At 53.1% G+C, this 20,299-nt stretch carries 14 protein-coding genes; 13 read left to right on the top strand and 1 reads right to left on the bottom strand.

Features of this window, described 5'->3' with window-relative positions; all coding sequences use genetic code 11:
- The first annotated feature begins 38 nt into the window (after positions 1-38).
- The 13 genes from rfbB to KUIN1_RS05155 all read left to right on the top strand — a co-directional run bounded on the left by rfbB (position 39) and on the right by KUIN1_RS05155 (position 17,341).
- Positions 39-1,112 (top strand): dTDP-glucose 4,6-dehydratase, encoded by a 1,074-nt coding sequence (rfbB, locus tag KUIN1_RS05220; RefSeq protein WP_024640160.1) that lies wholly within the window; start codon positions 39-41, stop codon positions 1,110-1,112.
- Positions 1,112-2,017: a dTDP-4-dehydrorhamnose reductase gene (rfbD, locus tag KUIN1_RS05215; protein WP_103754090.1), complete on the top strand. Its 906-nt coding sequence runs from the start codon at positions 1,112-1,114 to the stop codon at positions 2,015-2,017. Before rfbB ends, rfbD begins: the two co-directional genes overlap by 1 nt.
- A complete protein-coding gene (gene rfbA / locus KUIN1_RS05210) occupies positions 2,014-2,904 on the top strand; it encodes a glucose-1-phosphate thymidylyltransferase RfbA (protein ID WP_044309888.1) in 891 nt (296 codons plus the stop codon). Before rfbD ends, rfbA begins: the two co-directional genes overlap by 4 nt.
- A gap of 41 nt (positions 2,905-2,945) precedes the next feature.
- Positions 2,946-3,857, top strand: coding sequence for a glycosyltransferase family 2 protein (locus KUIN1_RS05205; protein ID WP_103754091.1), 912 nt, complete (start codon positions 2,946-2,948; stop codon positions 3,855-3,857).
- Between the two features lie 691 nt (positions 3,858-4,548).
- Complete coding sequence (rfbC, locus tag KUIN1_RS05195; RefSeq protein ID WP_024652611.1) at positions 4,549-5,094, top strand: dTDP-4-dehydrorhamnose 3,5-epimerase; 546 nt, start codon at positions 4,549-4,551, stop codon at positions 5,092-5,094.
- A complete protein-coding gene (locus KUIN1_RS05190) occupies positions 5,094-5,921 on the top strand; it encodes an ABC transporter permease (RefSeq protein ID WP_003404908.1) in 828 nt (275 codons plus the stop codon). Before rfbC ends, KUIN1_RS05190 begins: the two co-directional genes overlap by 1 nt.
- Positions 5,911-7,278 (top strand): ABC transporter ATP-binding protein, encoded by a 1,368-nt coding sequence (locus KUIN1_RS05185; RefSeq protein WP_024652610.1) that lies wholly within the window; start codon positions 5,911-5,913, stop codon positions 7,276-7,278. Before KUIN1_RS05190 ends, KUIN1_RS05185 begins: the two co-directional genes overlap by 11 nt.
- Positions 7,271-11,986, top strand: coding sequence for a glycosyltransferase (locus tag KUIN1_RS05180; protein ID WP_024652609.1), 4,716 nt, complete (start codon positions 7,271-7,273; stop codon positions 11,984-11,986). The genes KUIN1_RS05185 and KUIN1_RS05180 overlap by 8 nt, the downstream gene beginning before the upstream one ends.
- Before the next feature lie 63 nt (positions 11,987-12,049).
- Positions 12,050-13,927 (top strand): glycosyltransferase family 39 protein, encoded by a 1,878-nt coding sequence (locus KUIN1_RS05175; protein WP_024652608.1) that lies wholly within the window; start codon positions 12,050-12,052, stop codon positions 13,925-13,927.
- 14 nt (positions 13,928-13,941) lie between these two features.
- Positions 13,942-15,045 carry a DegT/DnrJ/EryC1/StrS family aminotransferase gene (locus KUIN1_RS05170; protein ID WP_024652607.1) on the top strand — a complete coding sequence of 368 codons (1,104 nt, stop codon included), beginning with the start codon at positions 13,942-13,944 and terminating at the stop codon, positions 15,043-15,045.
- Positions 15,042-15,992: a glycosyltransferase family 2 protein gene (locus tag KUIN1_RS05165; protein WP_024652606.1), complete on the top strand. Its 951-nt coding sequence runs from the start codon at positions 15,042-15,044 to the stop codon at positions 15,990-15,992. Before KUIN1_RS05170 ends, KUIN1_RS05165 begins: the two co-directional genes overlap by 4 nt.
- Entirely contained in the window at positions 15,979-16,929 is a 951-nt protein-coding gene (locus KUIN1_RS28245) for a WxcM-like domain-containing protein (protein ID WP_024652605.1), read from the top strand. The genes KUIN1_RS05165 and KUIN1_RS28245 overlap by 14 nt, the downstream gene beginning before the upstream one ends.
- A 7-nt stretch (positions 16,930-16,936) precedes the next feature.
- On the top strand, positions 16,937-17,341 hold the full coding sequence (locus KUIN1_RS05155; protein WP_024652604.1) for a GtrA family protein: 405 nt from the start codon (positions 16,937-16,939) through the stop codon (positions 17,339-17,341).
- Positions 17,342-17,436: 95 nt separating this feature from the next.
- Here the strand turns inward: KUIN1_RS05155 and KUIN1_RS05150 are convergent, their stop codons facing one another.
- Positions 17,437-19,524: a glycosyltransferase family 2 protein gene (locus KUIN1_RS05150; protein ID WP_024652603.1), complete on the bottom strand. Its 2,088-nt coding sequence runs from the start codon at positions 19,522-19,524 to the stop codon at positions 17,437-17,439.
- Between the last annotated feature and the right edge of the window lie 775 nt (positions 19,525-20,299).

Raw genomic sequence — 20,299 nt, 5'->3', positions numbered from 1 at the left:
CGGGCAGAGCCTTGTCACAACCCAAGGTAGATACTCTTTTGAAGATCTTAGTAACAGGCGGTGCTGGCTTCATCGGTTCGGCGGTCATCAGGCACATCATTGCCAACACAACCGATTCCGTCGTTAACGTCGACAAGCTGACCTATGCAGGCAACCTTGAGTCGCTGCAGTCAGCCGATCAAAGCGAGCGCTATGCGTTTGAGCATGTCGATATCTGCAACCGTGATGACGTGGATCGGGTGTTCAAAGAACATCAGCCCGATGCAGTGATGCACCTGGCGGCCGAATCGCATGTCGATCGCTCGATCACAGGCCCTTCGGAGTTTATCCAGACCAACATCATCGGCACCTATACGCTGCTTGAAGCTGCGCGTGGCTACTGGAGCCAACTGGACGAAGCACGCAAGGCCAACTTCCGCTTTCATCATATTTCCACCGATGAAGTGTATGGCGACCTGGAAGGCCCGGAAGATCTCTTCACCGAGACCACCCCTTACCAGCCAAGCTCACCCTACTCGGCCAGCAAGGCCAGCTCTGACCACCTGGTACGCGCCTGGAGCCGTACCTACGGCCTGCCTACTCTGGTGACCAACTGCTCCAACAATTACGGCCCGTGCCATTTCCCAGAGAAGCTGATCCCGCTGATCATTCTCAATGCGCTTGAAGGCAAACCGCTGCCTATCTACGGCAAAGGTGATCAGGTTCGTGACTGGCTCTACGTAGAAGACCACGCCCGCGCATTGTACAAAGTCGTCACCGAAGGCGAGATCGGCGAAACCTATAACATCGGTGGTCACAACGAGAAGCAGAACCTCGAAGTGGTCAACACTGTCTGCGCCCTGCTCGACCAACTGCGTCCGGACTCAGCCCATCGCCCGCATGCCAGCCTGATCACTTATGTGCAGGACCGCCCGGGCCATGATCTGCGCTACGCGATTGATGCCAGCAAGATTCAGCGTGAGCTGGGCTGGGTGCCGGAAGAAAGCTTCGAATCCGGCATCCGCAAGACGGTGCAGTGGTATCTCGATAACCCCGAGTGGGTTGCTCATGTAAAGAGCGGAAGCTACCAGCAATGGATCGACAAGAACTACACAGCGCGCGCCGATAAATGATGAAAATTCTTCTGCTGGGCAAAAACGGCCAAGTGGGTTGGGAGTTGCAACGTTCACTCGCTGTAGTAGGTGAAGTTGTCGCTCTTGACCGCCATAGCGTATCGACGGCTTATGGCGAGCTTTCTGGCGATCTTTCTGATCTGGATGGTTTGCGCAATACCATTCGCAGCGTTAAACCTCAGGTTATTGTCAACGCCGCAGCCTATACCGCTGTCGACAAAGCCGAAACCGAGCGCGAGCTCGCGCATACGGTCAATGCCCTGGCCAGTCAGGTCATGGCAGAAGAGGCCCGCATACTGGATGCGCTATTGGTTCATTACTCGACCGATTATGTATTCGACGGTTCAGGCAGCATCGCATGGAAAGAAAGCGATGCGGTGTCGCCGGTCAACTATTACGGCGCGACCAAACTTGAAGGCGAGCAACTTATCGCTGCCTCAGGCTGCAAGCACCTGATCTTCCGTACCAGCTGGGTTTACGCGGCACGCGGCAACAACTTTGCCAAAACCATGCTGCGCCTTGCAAAAGATCGCCCGGCGCTCAATGTGATTGCCGATCAGATTGGAGCGCCTACAGGAGCCGAGTTGCTGGCCGACATAGCGACTGCAGCCCTGCTTCAAACGCTGGCGAAGCCGGAGCTGTGTGGCATCTACAACCTGGCACCTGCCGGCGAAGTGTCATGGCATGCCTACGCGCAATATGTGATTGATTTCGCCCGCGCCAACGGGGAACCCCTGGCGGTGGAAACGATCAATCCCATCGGCACCATCGAATACCCTACACCCGCGCAACGCCCTCTGAATTCGCGTCTGAACACAGAAAAGCTGCGCCACAATTTTTCTCTGCACCTGCCTGACTGGCAAAGTGGTGTAGCCCGAATGCTCATGGAAACTCTGAACAAATGACCACCATTAATCGTAAAGGCATCATCCTGGCCGGCGGCTCGGGCACTCGTCTGCACCCGCTCACCCTTGGCGTATCCAAGCAGATGCTGCCTATCTACGACAAGCCGATGATTTTTTACCCTCTTTCAGTGCTGATGCTGGCGGGGATGCGTGAAGTCCTGATCATCTCGACACCAGAAGACTTGCCAAGCTTCCGTAAACTGCTGGGCGATGGCAGCCAGTACGGTATTCAGCTGACTTATGCTGAACAACCTACACCTGACGGTCTGGCACAGGCGTTCATCATCGGCGAAGAGTTCATCGGTGAAGATCCTTGCTGCCTGATCCTGGGCGACAACATCTTTTACGGTCAGCACTTCTCCGACAACCTGCGCTCGGCCAGCCAGCAGACCAGCGGTGCTACCGTCTTCGGTTACCACGTTTCCGATCCTGAGCGATTTGGCGTTGTCGAGTTCGACGAAACCGGTCGCGCCTTGAGCATCGAAGAGAAGCCTGCAGCGCCGAAGTCGAGCTATGCCGTCACCGGCCTGTACTTCTACGACAATCAGGTCGTCGAAATCGCGAAGAGCATCAAGCCTTCCGAGCGCGGTGAGCTGGAAATCACGGATGTAAACCGTGCTTACCTCGAGCAGAAGAGCCTGACCGTAGAAATTCTCGGTCGTGGCTTTGCGTGGCTGGACACGGGCACTCATGAGTCGCTGCTGGAAGCGAGCCATTTCGTGCACACCATCGAGCAGCGTCAGGGCTGGAAAGTTGCCTGCCTGGAAGAGATCGCCTACACCAACGGCTGGATCACCGCCGCTCAGTTGGGTGAACAGGCTCAGAAGCTGAAGAAGACCGGCTACGGCCAGTATCTGCAGAAGCTGCTGGATCTGGGCTCGTTCTAAGACTGCAAACCTCTATCCCATACCGCAAGGCTGCGAACAGTATGTCATCTGTTTTTCCCAAGGTAGCCGTGCTATTGGCAGCCTATAACGGTATGGCGTGGATAGAGGCGCAACTTGATTCAATCCTGAAGCAGACAAACGTCTGCGTCAGCGTGTTCATCAGTGTCGATACCTCCACGGACGGCACTGAAGCATGGTGTGCTGACTACGCGCAGCGTTATGCGAATATCACCCTGCTACCGCCTGCCGGACAATTTGGCGGAGCGTCACGCAACTTCTTTCGCTTGATCCGGGATGTCGATTTCTCGACATTCGATTACGTAGCGTTCTCCGATCAAGATGATATCTGGCATCCGGACAAGCTTCAGCGCGCCGTAGCGGCTTTGGCGCCGGGTCATCATGATGCCTATTCCAGCAATGTCACCGCATTCTGGCCGGATGGTCAGCGTGTACTGCTGGACAAGGCTCAGCCTCAGGTCCAGTGGGATTATCTGTTCGAAGCCGCGGGCCCCGGCTGCACCTATGTGATGAATCGCCGGCTTGCAGATGCCTTCAAGTCATCCCTCCTTTCCCACTGGGATGCAGCTCAGGCCGTCAGCCTGCACGACTGGTACTGTTACGCATTTGCTCGCAGTCACGGCTTCCGATGGCTTATCGATCCGGTTCCCGGCATGGACTACCGTCAACACGCCAACAATCAGGTTGGCGCCAACACCGGGCTTGCCTCACTCATCAGTCGACTGAAAAAGATTGCTGACGGTTGGTGGGCCGGGCAGGTAGTGCTGATTGGCCAGTTGATCGGAGACAGCCAACTGCATCCTGCGGGGAAACACGTGAGTACGCGGCTGTCGTTCCTGAAGCTCGCGTTCAAGGCACCGCAATGCCGCAGGAGACCGAGAGACAAGATCTTCTTCATTATTGCCTGCCTTACAGCAATGCTAAGCAAGCGTTGACTGCCAGATAGCCACTCGCGCCCTTCTGGCCCAGCCACAGCGATGCTGCCTGATTAAACCGATGATCAGGCATCGCAACCTTCTGAAAATACGGGTTTTCAACATCTGCGCCCAAAGCCACAGAGAACTTTAGCCGCCGCTTGGCCGGGCATCGGTCACAGTACCGAAGCCGCTTAATTTCGCAGGGCACCGAATGTTCTCCGGCGGCGGCTTATGTTAATGTGCAGGCCTTTGTTTTCGGTATCAAGAGCGCAAAGAAGCCGGTGTAACCGGGGTGAGCGGAACCAGCCTCGGAAGGTGGGGTCACTTGTACCGCCCAACCAAGGATGACAAGGCTCGAGTCACCCATACGGCCGTGAGCTCAGATACCGGACGCGCTTCAATTCGTAAAACCGTCCTGCAATGAAGACCTTGTGTTGCTCATCGTCGGAACCTACGTCGGAAAACTACAAATAGACGATGCATGCCCCGCGCCCCACAGTCATAACAGAACTACCCCCTTATCCAGCGCAGACATTTTCCGCCCAGGTGGACAGCCTATGGGGCACCCGACGCCCATGAGCCTCGATATCGTGAAACGCGTTTTAATGGCGCAATCAAATTCCATGGCGCAGGCTTTTTTCAACACACGCCTGCCCCAGCCAGGGCCTTATGAGCAGACCCTGATGAGCATCCCGGAGATACGTTACCTATGAATGCAACACGCCTCGCCATTCCAGACGTCATCGTATTCGAGCCCAAGACCTTCGGCGACGATCGCGGTTTTTTCTTTGAAAGCTTCAACCAGAAGGCATTCGAAGAGGTCGTTGGACGGCCTGTAACGTTCGTTCAGGACAACCACTCGCGTTCGGTGAAAGGCGTTCTTCGCGGTTTGCATTACCAAATTCAACAGCCACAGGGCAAGCTTGTCCGAGTCACCGTCGGAGAAGTCTTTGACGTTGCGGTCGACCTGCGCAAGAGCTCCCCGACCTTCGGTAAGTGGGTGGGACTGCATCTCACCGCCGAAAACAAAAAACAACTGTGGATTCCGGAAGGCTTTGCTCACGGCTTCGTCGTACTGTCCGAAAGCGCCGAGTTCCTTTACAAGACCACCGATTACTGGGCGCCGGAGCACGAACGCAGCCTTGCCTGGAACGACGCCACCGTGGGCATCGACTGGCCATTCGGCGAAGCGCCCTCCCTGTCTGCCAAAGATCAGAAAGCCGTCGTATTCGAAGACGCCGAGGTGTTCGCTTAATGAACCCTCATAAAACTCCTTCGGCGGGCCCTTTGCGGCTAGTCAGCAGCCTGTGGACCAACCGCTCATTGATCTCGCAAATGACCAAGAGAGAAGTCATCGGGCGCTACCGTGGCTCGGTGATGGGCCTGGCGTGGTCATTCTTCAACCCGGTGTTGATGCTGGCGGTATATACCTTCGTGTTCTCTGAAATCTTCAGCGCGCGTTGGGTCGGCGTCGACACTGGCAAAGGCGGCTTCGCTATTCTGCTGTTCGTCGGGATGATCGTGCATGGCTTGTTTGCAGAGTGTGCCAACAGAGCACCTTCTTTGGTGATGAGTAACAGCAACTACGTCAAGAAGGTGGTGTTTCCTCTGGAAATTCTGCCGGTTATCACCTTGGGTTCGGCGCTTTTCCACAGTTGCATCAGCCTGATAGTGCTGGTGATCGCACAACTGCTGATCTCGCACACGCTTTTCTGGACGGCGCTGTTGTTCCCGCTGATTCTGGTGCCGCTCATTCTCGGCACGCTGGGTATCAGCTGGTTTCTCGCATCCCTGGGCGTTTACTTGCGCGATGTCGGCCATGTCATTACGGTTCTGACCACTGTCCTGCTGTTTCTGTCGCCGGTTCTTTACCCGGTGGCGGCGCTTCCTGAAGTCTATCGCCCTTGGCTGCAGATGAACCCGCTTACCTACATTATCGAAGAGAGCCGTAGCGTACTGCTGTTCGGCAATCTTCCCCATTGGGACAGTCTGGGTATCGCCATTGTGATTGGCGCGGTAATTGCTGCCATGGGGTTCTGGTTCTTCCAAAAAACACGTAAAGGATTCGCTGATGTCATCTGATCAACCGGTTATCAGCGTACAAAACGTCTCGAAGTGTTTTTACACCTACGACAAACCTCATGACCGCTTGAAGCAAGCGCTGGTGCCAAGGCTTCAGCGCTGGTCTGGGCAGGAAACCACTACCACCTACGGCAAAGAGTTCTGGGCGTTACGCGACGTCAGCTTCAATGTTGCCAAAGGCGAAACAGTCGGCATCGTCGGCCGTAATGGTTCAGGCAAGTCAACCTTGCTGCAGATCATCTGCGGAACATTGAACCCGACTGTCGGCGAGATTCACACACGTGGCCGGGTAGCGGCCTTGCTGGAGCTGGGGTCTGGCTTCAACCCCGAGTTTACCGGCCGCGAAAACGTTTATCTGAACGCAGCTGTGCTTGGGCTGACGCGTGACGAAGTGGACGAGCGCTTTGACGCGATCGCCGGCTTTGCCGACATTGGCGAATTCCTCGATCAGCCGGTCAAGTCCTACTCGAGCGGCATGGCCGTACGCCTGGCGTTTGCAGTCCAGGCCCAGGTCGATCCGGAAATCCTTGTCGTGGATGAGGCACTTTCCGTTGGCGATGCACGATTCCAGGCCAAGTGCTTTGAGCGCCTCAGGCAGTTGAAAGAAAATGGCACCAGTATCCTGCTGGTCACGCACTCCAGCGAACAAGTGGTCACCCACTGTAATCGCGCGATTTTGCTGGAACAGAGCAGGATCGAGATGATTGGCGAATCGCGCCCGGTCATCAACCGCTACACGGACCTTCTGTTCGGGCGTGAGAAGAGCCCTATCACCGACAAGAGCCTGGACCTCGCCGAAGCAGAGCGAGTGGAAACCGCCCCAGTCGAAACCGACAAGATAGCGCTGCGTTTTGATGAAGACGTATACGCCAGCAGGCCTGGTTACAACCCTCATGAGTACCGTTGGGGGGATGGAGCTGCAACACTGCTCGACTTCCATATGAATGCATCGGGTAGGGAGTTTCCCAACAGCGTTGAATCAGGCGAGGAAATCGTTCTTGATCTGGCCCTGCAATTCAATCGCACTGTGGTCAACCCGATTATCGGCTTTACGATCAAGACCAAAGAGGGTGTCACCGTATACGGCACCAACTCTTACATGCAGGATTGCGAGGGCGCAGGCCTGATAGGCAGCGCTGGCAAACAGGCAAAAGCGCGAGTGAAATTCAGAAACGCGCTGGCGACCGGTGATTACTTCATTTCCATCGGTATCGCCTCTCGGCAAAGCGAAGACATCGTGCCTCACGACCGGCGCTATGATTCGATACATTTCGTCGTAGAACCTACTCCGAAGCTTCTGGGCTTGATAGACCTGGGCGCCTCCATGGAAATTGAACCGGTACTTGTTGATGTTTGAGCTTGATAAATACGGCTATAACCTGGATGCGGACACAGGTGTCTGGGTGCGTTCCGATTACCAGGGCATCGCCTATAGCGATGGCGACAACTCCGAGAACGAACTGGCGAAAATCGTACGTGAGGCGAAGGACGTATCAGTCCTGTCAAGCGAGCTTCCGCAATATTGCACCGATTGGCCGAAGCTTTATCACCTGACCTCCAGCCGTGGAAATATCTTTCGCCCCTTCGAGAGCCTTATCAAAGGCAAATCGATTCTTGAAATAGGTGCCGGATGCGGCGCAATCAGCCGTTACCTCGGCGAAGCAGGCGCCACGGTTCTGTCTTTAGAGGGTAGCCCGCGCCGCGCCGCGATTGCTTCCAGCAGAACCAGAGATCTGGATAACGTTACGGTACTGGCTGAACGCTTTGATGATTTCAAGCTTGATCAGCAGTTCGACGTCGTAACACTCATCGGCGTTCTTGAATACGCCAGTATGTTCAGCGCAGATGCCGATCCAGCCTTCGGCATGTTGAATCGCGTTCGAAAACTGCTGAAGCCCGACGGCCATTTGTTTATCGCCATCGAGAACCAGCTGGGTCTGAAATATTTTGCAGGCGCGCCGGAAGATCATGTCGGCGTCGCCATGTATGGCATCGAAGGACGGTATGTAGATCGGCAGCCGAAAACATTTGGCCGTAAAGAGCTACAAGCGCTTATTGCCCGCGCAGGGTTCATGGCGTCGGACTTTCTATCGCCCTACCCCGATTACAAGATTCCGAACTCGATCATTACTGAAAGCGGCTTCAGGTCTCAAGACTTCGACGCGGCTGCGCTGGCCTGCCAGAACACTCGTAAAGATCCACAACTGCCTGCGAACACGACGTTCAACCTGGAAAGAGCCTGGCCCGTTGTCATTGATAACCATCTGGGTATGGACCTCGCCAACTCTTTCCTCGTCGTCGCTTCATGCAAGCCGGAACAGGTAGTGCCAGGTAATACCCTTGCGTACCACTACAGCACAGGGCGCAATGCCGAATATTGTAAAGCGACCGTGTTCGTCGAGACACCAGAAGGTATCGAGGTTCGCTACCACCGCCTTAGTGACAATCCGGTTCCGGAAAGCCCGGAAGATGCGCATCGGTTCATTCTGCCGGACGCTCATGGTTACGCCAAAGGCTCGCTGCTCAGCCTGAAATTCTATGAAGCTGCGTCAACTCACAACTGGGACGTGGCCACCTTCACACCGTATCTTTCACTGTATGTAAACAGCCTCAAACAGCTGCTTGCATCAGAAGGCCATGATCTTGCACTTGATCATGTAGACGAACGTCTGCCAGGCCACTATATCGATGCCGTTGCACAGAACATCATCCTTGATAGCAAAGGCCAGCCGCACCTGATCGACATCGAATGGGAAATGGTCGAAGGTGTGGAGCTGGGGCATTTGCTGATGCGTGGTTTGCTGCTGCTGATTGCCAGCGCAGTTCCGTTCCATCCCACAGCAACCATGATCAGCAGGCGCGACTTCATCATTCAATTGATGGCCAGCGTCGGCCTTACTGTGACGGATCAAGACCTCAATCGCTTTGCCGCGCTGGAAGCCCTCTTCCAGGAAAGGGTCACCGGTCGTGAGGCCGCCAGCTTTCTGAACTGGGCGCCCGATGCGACGATCCAGAAAACCGGTTCTCAACTAAACGAAACGCCTAAAATGGCAACGCTTTATCTGGGCGATACCGAAGGCGGATTTTCTGAGGACCGAACAAAAAACCAGCGTGTTCATGATGGTTTTCAGACGGTTATTTTCGACGTCCCCGCTTCAGCCCGGTGCGCCTCGTTACGTTTCGATCCAACGAACGTCAGACAGTCATTTTCGATCAGCGTCATCAAGGTCTACAGCGCGAACTCAGAACTGTGGGCGTGGCACGATAATACGCATGCCCCCCTTGCCGCCGCAGGTATCACAGCATTTTCCAGCGATGCCAATGGCACGTTGTTCATGGCGCTCAATGATGATCCGCACGTGATGTTACCTGCCGATCTCAATATGCTGATTACCGGTAAATCATTCAAAGTCCAGATATCGTTCACCTTGCTCACAGAAGGTCAGGTCGCTGAACGACTTCTTCAACAGGAAGAAGAGCTCAAACAGGCACTTGAAACGACGGCGGATCAGAACCTCAAGGAACACTCGGCGCTGGAAGCGATCGAGGCGGCAAATCTGGCCGAGCAAGAGAGCCATCGCCAGGCATTGGCTCACATAGAAAATGAAAACCTGTCCATTCAGGAAAGCCATCGCCTGGAAGTGATGGAGCTCGATGCCGCAAACGCGACGCTTCAGGAAAGTTATCGTCTGGCCGTCCAGGAACTCGAGGCTGCGAATGCTGCACTTCAGGAGAGTCATAGCCAGGTGCTGGCGACTCTTGAAGCTGAAAGGCTGGCTGCGCAAGAAGCTCACCAGCAAGAGCGGGAGGATCTGGAAGCTCAAAACCTCGCTCTGCAGGAAAATCTTCGATTCAAGTTAATCGAGGTCGAAGGCGAGCGTTTGGCAGCGCTGGACGCTCACCACACCGCGATCAGGGAGCTTGAAGCCGAAAATCTGTCCTTGAAAGAAAGCCATCACCTGGCACTGACAAGCCTTGAAACGGAAACGCTGGCTCTGAAACAGAACCAGCGCCGTGAACTGACGGGGCTTGAAAGCAAAAACCTGACGTTGTTGGAGAATCATCGGCTTGAGCTGGAAGCCAAAGATACTCATGTTCATAACCTGAATCTGAATATCATCTCTATGCAGTCCTCTTATAGCTGGCTGGTAACAGCGCCACTCAGGAAAGTGACAAGGACGCTTTACAGAGCGAAAAGCAACATCACCTCGCTACCGATGATCATTCGACGCGGTGGTGGTTTGCTCAGCACCGCCAGGAAAGCCTATCAGGTATGGCAGGTGCGGGGGGTTGCTGGCGTCATTGCTCAAGCACGATGGGCCAAAGGTGACGCAGCGCAAGCGTTGCACGGCAACAGGCATGATTACGTACTCTGGGTTCAGAAGTACGACACCCTGGACGATGCAAAAATCAGTCGTATCAACGACGACATCGTTGGTTGGGGTGGCGGGCCGGTTATCTCCATCATCATGCCCGTCTACAACCCGCCGCTGGAGTTACTGCGTGAAGCGGTAGAAAGTGTCTGCGCCCAGTTATATCCGCGTTGGGAGCTTTGCCTGGCTGACGACGCCTCGACTGATCAGGGCGTGATCGACTACCTGAAGTCTCTGAGCGCTCAGGATGAGCGGATCAAAGTCGTCTTCCGCGAACACAACGGACATATATCCGCGGCCAGCAACTCGGCCTTGGAGGTCGCCACGGGCGAATTCGTCGCGTTGATGGATAACGATGACTTGCTGCCAAGGCATGCGCTCTACTGGGTGGCACGCACCATTCGCGAGAATCCGGACGCGGGGCTCATCTACTCCGATGAAGACAAGATCAGCACGGACGGTACGCGCAGCTCGCCTCACTTCAAGTCAGACTGGAACGAATTCCTGTTCCGCTCACAGAATATGGTTTGCCACTTGGGCGCCTATCGTCGAGATCTTGTCAACGAAGTTGGGCAATTCCGGGTCGGCTTTGAAGGTGCACAGGATTATGACCTGGCATTGCGCTGCATAGAAAAGCTTGAGCGAAATCAGATTATTCATATCCCGCGCGTGCTCTACCATTGGCGGATACACGCCGGCAGCACCGCCATGGCAGGTGACGAAAAGCCTTATGCGGCACTGGCCGGGGTCAAGGCACTGGATGAGCACCTGCAACGTAAAGGGGACGTCGGCGTTGCCGAGCTCTCCTCTCTGGGCATGTACCGTGTTCACTACAAGCTCCCGGCTTCCCAGCCGCTGGTCAGCCTGGTAATCCCGACTCGAAATGCCCATGCACTGGTCAAACAGTGCATCGACAGTATCAAGCGACTCACTACGTACACGCATTACGAAATCATTCTGATCGACAACGGCTCTGACGAGCCAGAATCGCTTGAGTATTTTGCTCTGCTTGATCAGGAAGAGAACATTCGCGTCATGCGCGATGAAGGTCCATTCAATTACTCTGCACTCAATAATGCGGCCGTACGCATTGCGAATGGCGAACTGATCGGACTTATCAATAACGATATTGAGGTCATCTCGCCTGAGTGGTTGAGCGAGATGGTATCGATAGCACTGCAACCGGGTGTGGGCGCCGTGGGTGCGCGTCTTTGGTATCCAGATGACCGCTTGCAGCACGGTGGCGTTATCACAGGCCTGGGCGGGGTAGCAGGTCATTCCCACAAGAATCTGCCTAAAGGCGCACCTGGCTATTTTTGCAGGGCGGAGTTGATTCAGGAGCTATCAGCCGTAACAGCTGCCTGCCTGATTATCAGAAAATCGACTTTTGAACAGGTCGGTGGTCTGGAAGAGCAGCATTTGAAAATTGCCTTCAACGACGTGGACTTCTGCCTGAAAGTCAAAGAGGCAGGCTATGTAAACGTCTGGACGCCTTTTGCAGAGCTCTACCATCACGAGTCCGCCACGCGTGGGCTGGAAGACACACCGCAAAAACAGGCACGCTTCACGAAAGAAATCGAATACATCAAGTCGCGTTGGCCTGATATTCAAGCTGACTATGCCTATAGTCCGAACCTGACGCTGGATTATGAAGATTTTAGTATGGCGTGGCCTCCGAGGATCATTAATTGATCAACTTCAGGTGCACATTACTGAATCAAAAAACAAGGAAAACCAGAAGCCTAGGAGCTTTGCGTGCCTGAGAACACTATTCATCATAACGACACAGAAATATCAAAACCCCGCTACCAATTGATTTTAGCTGTCGTCTACTTTTTCGTCCTGATCCTATGGTCGATTGGTATCTCGTTCCACGGCGGACCTGATGAGTCAACGCACTTTTTTTTATTAGAATACCTCAAGACATTTCATGAGTTACCTAGCGCTGCGGAACCATTACAGCCATTTACCGGTAACCTTTCCGGTTATACATGGCACCCCGGAGAGTTCTGGTACCACGGCTTGCCCTTTCCTCATGTGATAGGCGCAATGATCAGCTCTTACGGACTAAGCTGGTTGCTACCAGATGATTTGGCATATCTTTCAGCACGGTGCTTCAACTGGATACTCGGCGCAGTATTTATCTGCGCATTGTACCGAATCGCGCACAGAGCTGGAATGACGGAAAAAAGTGCAGCTTTTTGCGCACTCATCATAGCCCTCATCCCTCAAGTATCTTTCGTATTCTCGTACTTCAATAGTGACGCCTATGGACTCACCAGTATTGCACTGCTTTTAAGCAGTCTTATGGGGTATGTAAAAAGGCCGACAAAGTACAGTGCGATTTGTTTCGGCATTGCACTCGGCCTGATGTTCCTGGCAAAACTTTACTTTCTTCCCGCCCTCGTTTTTGCTGGTGTCATGCTCATTGCCTATCGTTATAGCGGAGAGCGTAAAGTCACACAACTCCTTCCATTTGCGTCATTGATAGCTGTGCTTATCTCAGCCCCTATGCTTGTAATTACCTACATCAAGTACGGCGAAATTACCGGGATTTCAGGCCAATTAGAATTTGTCGCGATGCATAAGCTCAGCCCGGCACAAGGTTTTGGAACATGCTATATAAGGTGTCCGGATCACTTGTTCGACATGACGACGATCGTGCCATGGTTAAGCCTGGCTACGAAGAGTTATTTCTCGGTCACGGGCTGGATGAATGTATACATACCCGATTCCTACTACATGGGAGCTGCTTTCCTTCTGATATTAGTCACACTGACTGCAATCTTCCAGACGGCTCGCGCCTGCGCTTTGCCAGACAAGAAAAAACTTATACTGGACAAACTGCTTCCTCTGATCATGATTCTTGGCTTATTTCCATCAATCATAATCCTTAGCCTGATTGCCTCTCAAAACACCCTACCTCAGCCTCAGGGTCGATATCTCTTCGTCACCATACCTTTCCTCGCATTCATTATTGCGATCGCAACTACAACGCATACTAGCAACCTAACATCAGCCTCTTTAGCGCGAGCTGAAAAATCTCGTCAATTCCACATGAAGTGGCTGTTTTTAGTTACCGTATGGATGGCGTGGACTAATCTTGTTGCTTGGAGCGCAAATACCTTAAGCCAGCCTAATCTTCAGAAGTCAGCCATTGGTAGACCTTTGTCTGAAGCTGTACAAGAGACAAGCGGTTCAATCCATTCAACTGATGCTTTCATCAGGGCCCCCGAGTTGCCGAAACGTCTCTTTGTAGAGGGTGATGAGTTTTCTCTAAGAGCGCCTGTTTCGCCAGCGACTCCAAGGGGCAACATCGACGTTATACGCCAGACTTCAGACGGTTTGTTCATAAGAGGCTGGAGCTATATTGAACCCCATGATGGAGTACCTCTATATATAATCGCCGTAAAAGGAGGTAAAATTGCGGGTGCTCTCAATATTGAAGGTAAAAGGCAGGATGTCGCCGAAGCCATTGGGGATAAATCAGCGCTCCGTACCGGTTACGAAGGGATCATTCTGCCGCCATCTCCAGCCGACAAGTGCGACCTGAAGCTATACACTGTCAGCTCTTCATTTAAAATTTTCGCAATGCCTGATGTATGCGAGTTCATCAGCCGTTCGTCTCATTGATCATGGAACCCCCAATGGAAAATATTCCGCTTTTCTCGGCCATCAAAGCTAACGCAGGACTTGATTTCGCGACTCCGTTGAAGGCCGTGCTGGACAGCCACTGGTACGTTTTAGGTAACGAAGTGAAGCTGTTCGAGGAAGAGTTTGCCGCCTACGTAGGTGTGCAGCATTGCATCAGCGTGGCTAACGGTTCGGACGCATTGGAACTCGCCCTCAAAGGCCTGGACGTTGTTGTAGGCGACCGGGTTGTCGCCGTGGCAAATGCCGGCTTCTATGGCAGTACAGCGATCCACGCAGTAGGCGCAACGCCTGTTTATGCAGATGTCGATCCTGCAACATTGACCCTTTGCAAAAACTCTCTGGAAACTGTAATTGCCAAGGAAAAGCCGGCGGCCATCATCGTTACGCACTTGTACGGTCAACTGGCGAACATCGAAGAGATCGTTCAGATCGCTTCCGCAGCAGGCATTCCGGTTCTTGAAGATTGCGCGCAATCCCACGGCGCTCGACGCAATGGCAAGCAAGCAGGCAGCTTTGGCACCATCGCCTGCTTCAGCTTCTACCCGACTAAAAACCTGGGCGCTCTCGGTGACGGCGGCGCAGTGGTTACCGGTGATGACGCTCTGGCCTCACGTATCCGCCAGCTTCGGCAGTATGGCTGGGACCAGAAATATCGCGTTGCAATCCCGGGTGGCCGCAACAGCCGCCTGGACGAGATGCAAGCGGCAATTCTGCGTATCAAATTGCCGCATCTGGACACCTGGAACGAACAGCGCCGCTCCATCGCCAAGCGCTATAACGAAGCGTTCGCGGGACTGGATATCGAGCTTCCATCCTCGGTTTCGGATGATTACGTCGCCCATCTATATGTGATTCGCGCGAAAGATCGGGCGGCTCTGGCTGCGGCACTCAAAGAGAAGTCAGTCAGTACGGATATTCACTACCCCATCGCCGACCATAAACAACCAGCGTACTCATCTGCGCCGTCCGTCGCTCTGGACGTGACCGAGCGTACATGTGATACCGTCATCTCCCTTCCCTGCTTCCCGGGCCTGAGTGACGACGAGGTTGAACGCGTCATCGCAGCGGTCACTGCGCACTTTTCCAAGGAGATATGACTTTGCTGACGTTGGTCATTCCCGTCTATCGCAACGAGAGCAATCTTCCCGACTTGCTCGTCGCTGTGACGGCGCTTGATAAGCAGCTCGGACACGACCTGGAAGTTGTGTTCGTTGTGGATGGCAGCCCTGACCGCTGTTACGAACTACTCAGGGAACAACTACCGGCACAATCGTTCAAGTCCAAGCTGATCCTGCTGTCCAGAAACTTCGGATCATTCATGGCGATCCGCACGGGCTTACAGCATGGCACTGGCGACCGTTTTGCGGTAATGGCTGCAGATCTTCAAGAGCCGCCAGAACTGGTTCTGGAAATGAATACGGTACTGATGCGCGGCGATATCGACGTTGTGGTTGGTGTACGTGAAGGTCGTCAGGACCCATGGGCAACGCGGACTGCTTCAAAGATTTTCTGGGGCTTTTACCGTCGCTATGTCATCCCTGAAATACCGCCAGGCGGCGTTGATATGTTCGCCTGCAACAAGGCTTTTCGGGATACTCTGCTGACTCTTGAAGAGCGTCACAGCTCTCTCATCGCGCAGATCTTCTGGATGGGCTATCGCCGCGAAGTAGTTACCTATACCCGGCAGGAACGGGTTCACGGTACGTCTGCATGGACGCTGCGTAAAAAAGTCAATTACCTGATGGACAGCGTATTCTCCTTCACGGATATGCCTATACGTATATTGACCCGCGTCGGCGCGTTCGGCTCTACATTTGCGGCGCTGTTCGGTGTGTTCACACTCATCGCCAAGCTCGAAGGCAGAATTGAAGTACCCGGCTACGCAATGATCATGCTGGCCATCACCTTCCTCGGCTGTTTGAACCTGCTGGGATTGGGCATCGTCGGTTCTTATGCATGGCGCACTTACGAAAATACAAAGAATAGACCCTTGGCCATCCCGATGCGGATCGAGGGATTTGGAGAAACACATGAGCAGCGCTAAGGATTTCTTTGTTCACAGCCATGCGCTGTGCGAGTCCGAGAATATCGGGAAAGATTCGCGTGTATGGGCGTTCGCGCATATCCTGCCAGGCGCACGCCTGGGCAGCGAGTGCAACGTGTGCGATAACGTTTTCATCGAAAACGACGTTATCATCGGCGATCGCGTGACGCTGAAATGCGGTGTACAGGTATGGGACGGCATTACCATTGAAGACGATGTCTTCATCGGTCCTAACGCCACATTTACCAATGACCTGTTCCCACGCAGCAAAGTCTATCCACAGAGTTTCGCGCGTACCATTATCAGAAAAGGCGCCTCACTGGGTGCTAACTGCACGATTCTTCCGGGCATTACCATCGGCATCAACGCCATGGTCGGCGCAGGTGCTGTCGTGACCCGCTCTGTACCGCCTAACGCTATAGTCGTAGGTAACCCGGCCAAGATCATTGGTTACGTGGACGCCAAGCCTGTCAACGCCAGTAGCGAGACACGCCCGGAAAAGGCTGCGCCAGGCGTAACCACCACGTCAGTGAAGAACGTAACCTTGCACACCATGAATGAAGTCGCGGATATTCGCGGTAGTTTGTCGGCGGGCGAATTCGAGCGTTCGGTACCCTTCAAGTCCGAACGTTACTTCTTAGTCTACGACGTACCGACTGCCGAGACGCGGGGCGAACACGCGCACCGTATCTGTCACCAGTTTCTGGTGGCAGTGAAGGGCTCGGTTCATGTTGTAGCGGATGATGGTGTCAATCGTGAAGAGTTTATTCTCGACAAGCCGAATCAGGGCATCCACCTGCCACCGATGACCTGGGGTATTCAGTATCGCTATTCACAGGATGCCGTACTGTTGGTGTTTGCATCGCATTACTATGATGCCGGGGACTACATTCGTAACTACGAAGAATTCAAATCCCTGATCGCAAACGCTGAATAACGGCACCATGATGAATCGGGCTTTTTCAAAATTCTTAAAACAGGATTTTGCTCGATTCCTGATGTCAGGCGGTTTCAACACCGCCTTGACCTATGGAATCTATCTCATTCTGTTGATGTTCCTGTCCTATAAAATCAGTTACACGATTTCTTATGTGACCGGAATATTGCTGGCCTATGTTCTGAATCGATTCTTTGTCTTCAAGAGCCATCAGGGCCTGCGTTCTGTGATCCTGCTGCCGCTTATTTACGCGATTCAGTATTGCTTGAGTCTGGTCATACTCTGGTGCTGGGTCGAAAAGCTGCAGTTTGACGAAAGACTTGCGCCTTTGGCCGCTATTGCATTAACTCTGCCTGTGACGTTCATCCTGTCAAAACTTGCGTTCGCCGCCAAGGCCGAGAAGAGCCAGTAACCTGCATGGTTACGCGGGACAAACGTCTTGCTTGATCAGTATGAGGCAGGTGTCGGTGACCACCGACACCTGCCTCAACCATAGCTCTTAGCAGGCTACATGCCACCCGCCAAATCAGTAACACGTGGTGGGAACGCTACCGAAAAGTCTTCTGCAGATATAGTCAGGTTAGGGTTGTAGTAAGGGTCGTGCTTGATAATCGCACGCCACTTGTTCTGCATGTACTCGACTTCACTAATAAACCGCTTAATTTTTTCAGGCGTATCCTCAAAGCCACGCGTCGCCGACTCATGATGGTAAAGGTCTGCATTCGGGGTCCAGATATTCTGATACCCGGCCTGCATGATCTTCAGGCACAAGTCCACATCATTGAAGGCAATCTTCAGATCCTTGGCGTTGAGCCCACCTACTTCCTGGAAGACTGATTTCTTCACGACCAGGCACGCTGCTGTCACCGCAGACATTCCCTGAATCAAAGATGCTCTTCCGAAATAGCCATGATGACCTCTGGGCAGCATTTTATGAGCATGCCCGGCAAGGGTGAGTGGTCCCATGATGACGCCACCATGCTGTAGCCGCTCATCGGGATACCACAACCGTGCACCAATAGCTCCAGCGTTAGGCTGCAACGCCAGGGACACCATTTCATCCAGCCACTCAGGATTGATGACTTCGATATCGTTGTTGATCAACCCGATAAGCTCACCCTTGGCGTGCTCTACCGCGTTGTTATTCAGTGCGGAGTAGTTGAATTCACCGTCGTCACGAAGCACGGTGACACCCGTCAGGCGTGAGAGCATCTCGAAATACTGCAGCGACTGCGGATCATCAGAACCGTTATCAACCAGAATGATTTCGTAGTTGGGATAGAGCGTCTTGTGACGAATGCTCTCAATGCATTGTTTCACCAACGCGTAAGCGTTCCGCGTCGGAATGATCAAACTCACCAAAGGCTTCACAGCAGGCAAGTCGTAGTGAACACGGTACATGCCAAAATCCAGTAGCTCGGCATGCCCGGCTATTCCAGATCTTTTCAGGTGTTCATCAAGTGCCTTTTGCCCGGCATTTTGTGCATAGGGCTTTTCATCGGTGGACATTGCAGTGCTGCCTGCATGCATGCGCCAATGATAAAGTACGCGAGGGATATGAATGATCTGGGCAGCCTCGACTTGCTCAACGCAACGAAGCGCCAGATCATAATCCTGGGATCCTTCCATACCGATCCGAAACCCCCCGACTCTATCAACGAGTTCTTTCCGGTACACGCCAAGATGGCTGATCATGTTGTGCGAGCGGAAGAGGTAAGGGTTCCAGTCGGTTTTAAAATAGGGAGCCGATCTGATGCCCTGCTCGTCTATCTTGTCTTCATCCGAATAAATTACAGCCGCATCAGGATGGTTATTGATTGTTTTGGCCACCCAGAACAAGGCGTGCTCAGGAAGCGTGTCATCGTTATCCATCAGGACAATGAACTCACCTGTTGCGACGTCGAGTGCAGAATTGCTGGCCTTCGAAATGTGACCATTCTGTTCACGATAGGTGACTTTTATCCGATGGTCTGATTTGACACTCTGTTCAAGAAACAGCCGAACACGGTGATCGGTTGACGCATCGTCGGCTATGCACAATTCCCAGTTGAAATAAACTTGGGTTTTTATGCTTTCGATGGCTTCTCTCAGCATGTCGATAGGCGGATTGTAAACAGGCATGATGATCGACAGCAGCGGCTTGGTTTTCCAAGCTCCCATTTCCTCATACATGCAAAGGCGATCAATATCGTCAATGGTGTCAAACTCTTCGACCCATTGCGTGTACGTATCGACATGCTCTGGCACGTGTTCAGAGTGAATGAGCTCTGTCTCTTCTGGCTCCACGGTATGCGGAAGCGAGCCATGTGCAGGAAATGGCGCAGCTGCCTGCTCTCCGCCGCGCGCGCGTCGAATGGCAGCAACTATTTTTCTAAGCGGAGATGTTATCTTCCAGCTGGTCGAGCCTTGTAGCTCCATAATGGTCAGGTTCAAATTATGGATATGCGTATCTCGCTCGATCAAAGCCGCCGTGAACACTGCTTCCTTTCTTGCCAGTTTTTGCTGCTCTAAAACCAGCTCTCGCTGCAGCTTCTCTATGGCAGCAGAAGATTGCTTTTTCTGAAGCGAGTTCTCGTGGCGGAGACGCTTAAGCATGACTCGATGACCTCGTAATTTCTTTAAATTCTTCCGAATACACCACGTTGCTCTTACGGCAAGACGGTCACTCGCACTCCTTTCGACACTCCGTATATTACACGACTTGTCTGTGACGGTTTAGCTTCTGGCATCACTTCAACACTATGTCAACTATTCACAGGCGTCCTCATCAAGCCGGCACATGCTGACTTCGAAGACATGAGCCCTGAGGATTCGTAGGCATCTACCTCGTATTGCAGGTAGATTCGCCATCGCCAGCCCAAAATGACGCCCAATATCAAGCATAACCATGACAGGATACGTTTATGCAGGTGCAAAAAAAAGAAATTTGGGCGGCCGTCCGACGGAGTCATCTGCCTCACCACACAGAGCCCCGACATGCCATCCATCTAGATTTCAGCTCCTCCCATCTTGGACGGCGTAGGAGCTGGCGACTCCACTGCCCTTTAGGTATCGGACAGGAATTAGCTCCTTTGGCAAAAAAAATGACTTAGCAGTCTGATTTAGACCATGGATTACCCGAGAAGCTACATGTCTTTGGGAGACGCAAAAGTCGAAAACTGGAAAGAACCGAGTTACACGTGGAGCATGTTTATCGTCGATCGCCAGTGCGCAAGTGACAACAACGAAAAATCAGATTCGAGCATAGATATATGAACCCCAGACTGGACGACGATAAACTAGAGGTCAGAAAAAGTCCGCACCGTATACGGCCAAGATAAAAGGCTAATGACAATTGAGCTCATGATCATTGCAATACCTTCAAATTCTT

This window comes from Pseudomonas sp. KUIN-1 (assembly GCF_009176725.1).
GTDB classification, from domain to species: Bacteria; Pseudomonadota; Gammaproteobacteria; order Pseudomonadales; family Pseudomonadaceae; genus Aquipseudomonas; species Aquipseudomonas fragariae.
The sequence above is the reverse complement of the archived record's forward strand: the minus strand, read 5'-3'. Positions and strand labels throughout refer to the sequence as shown.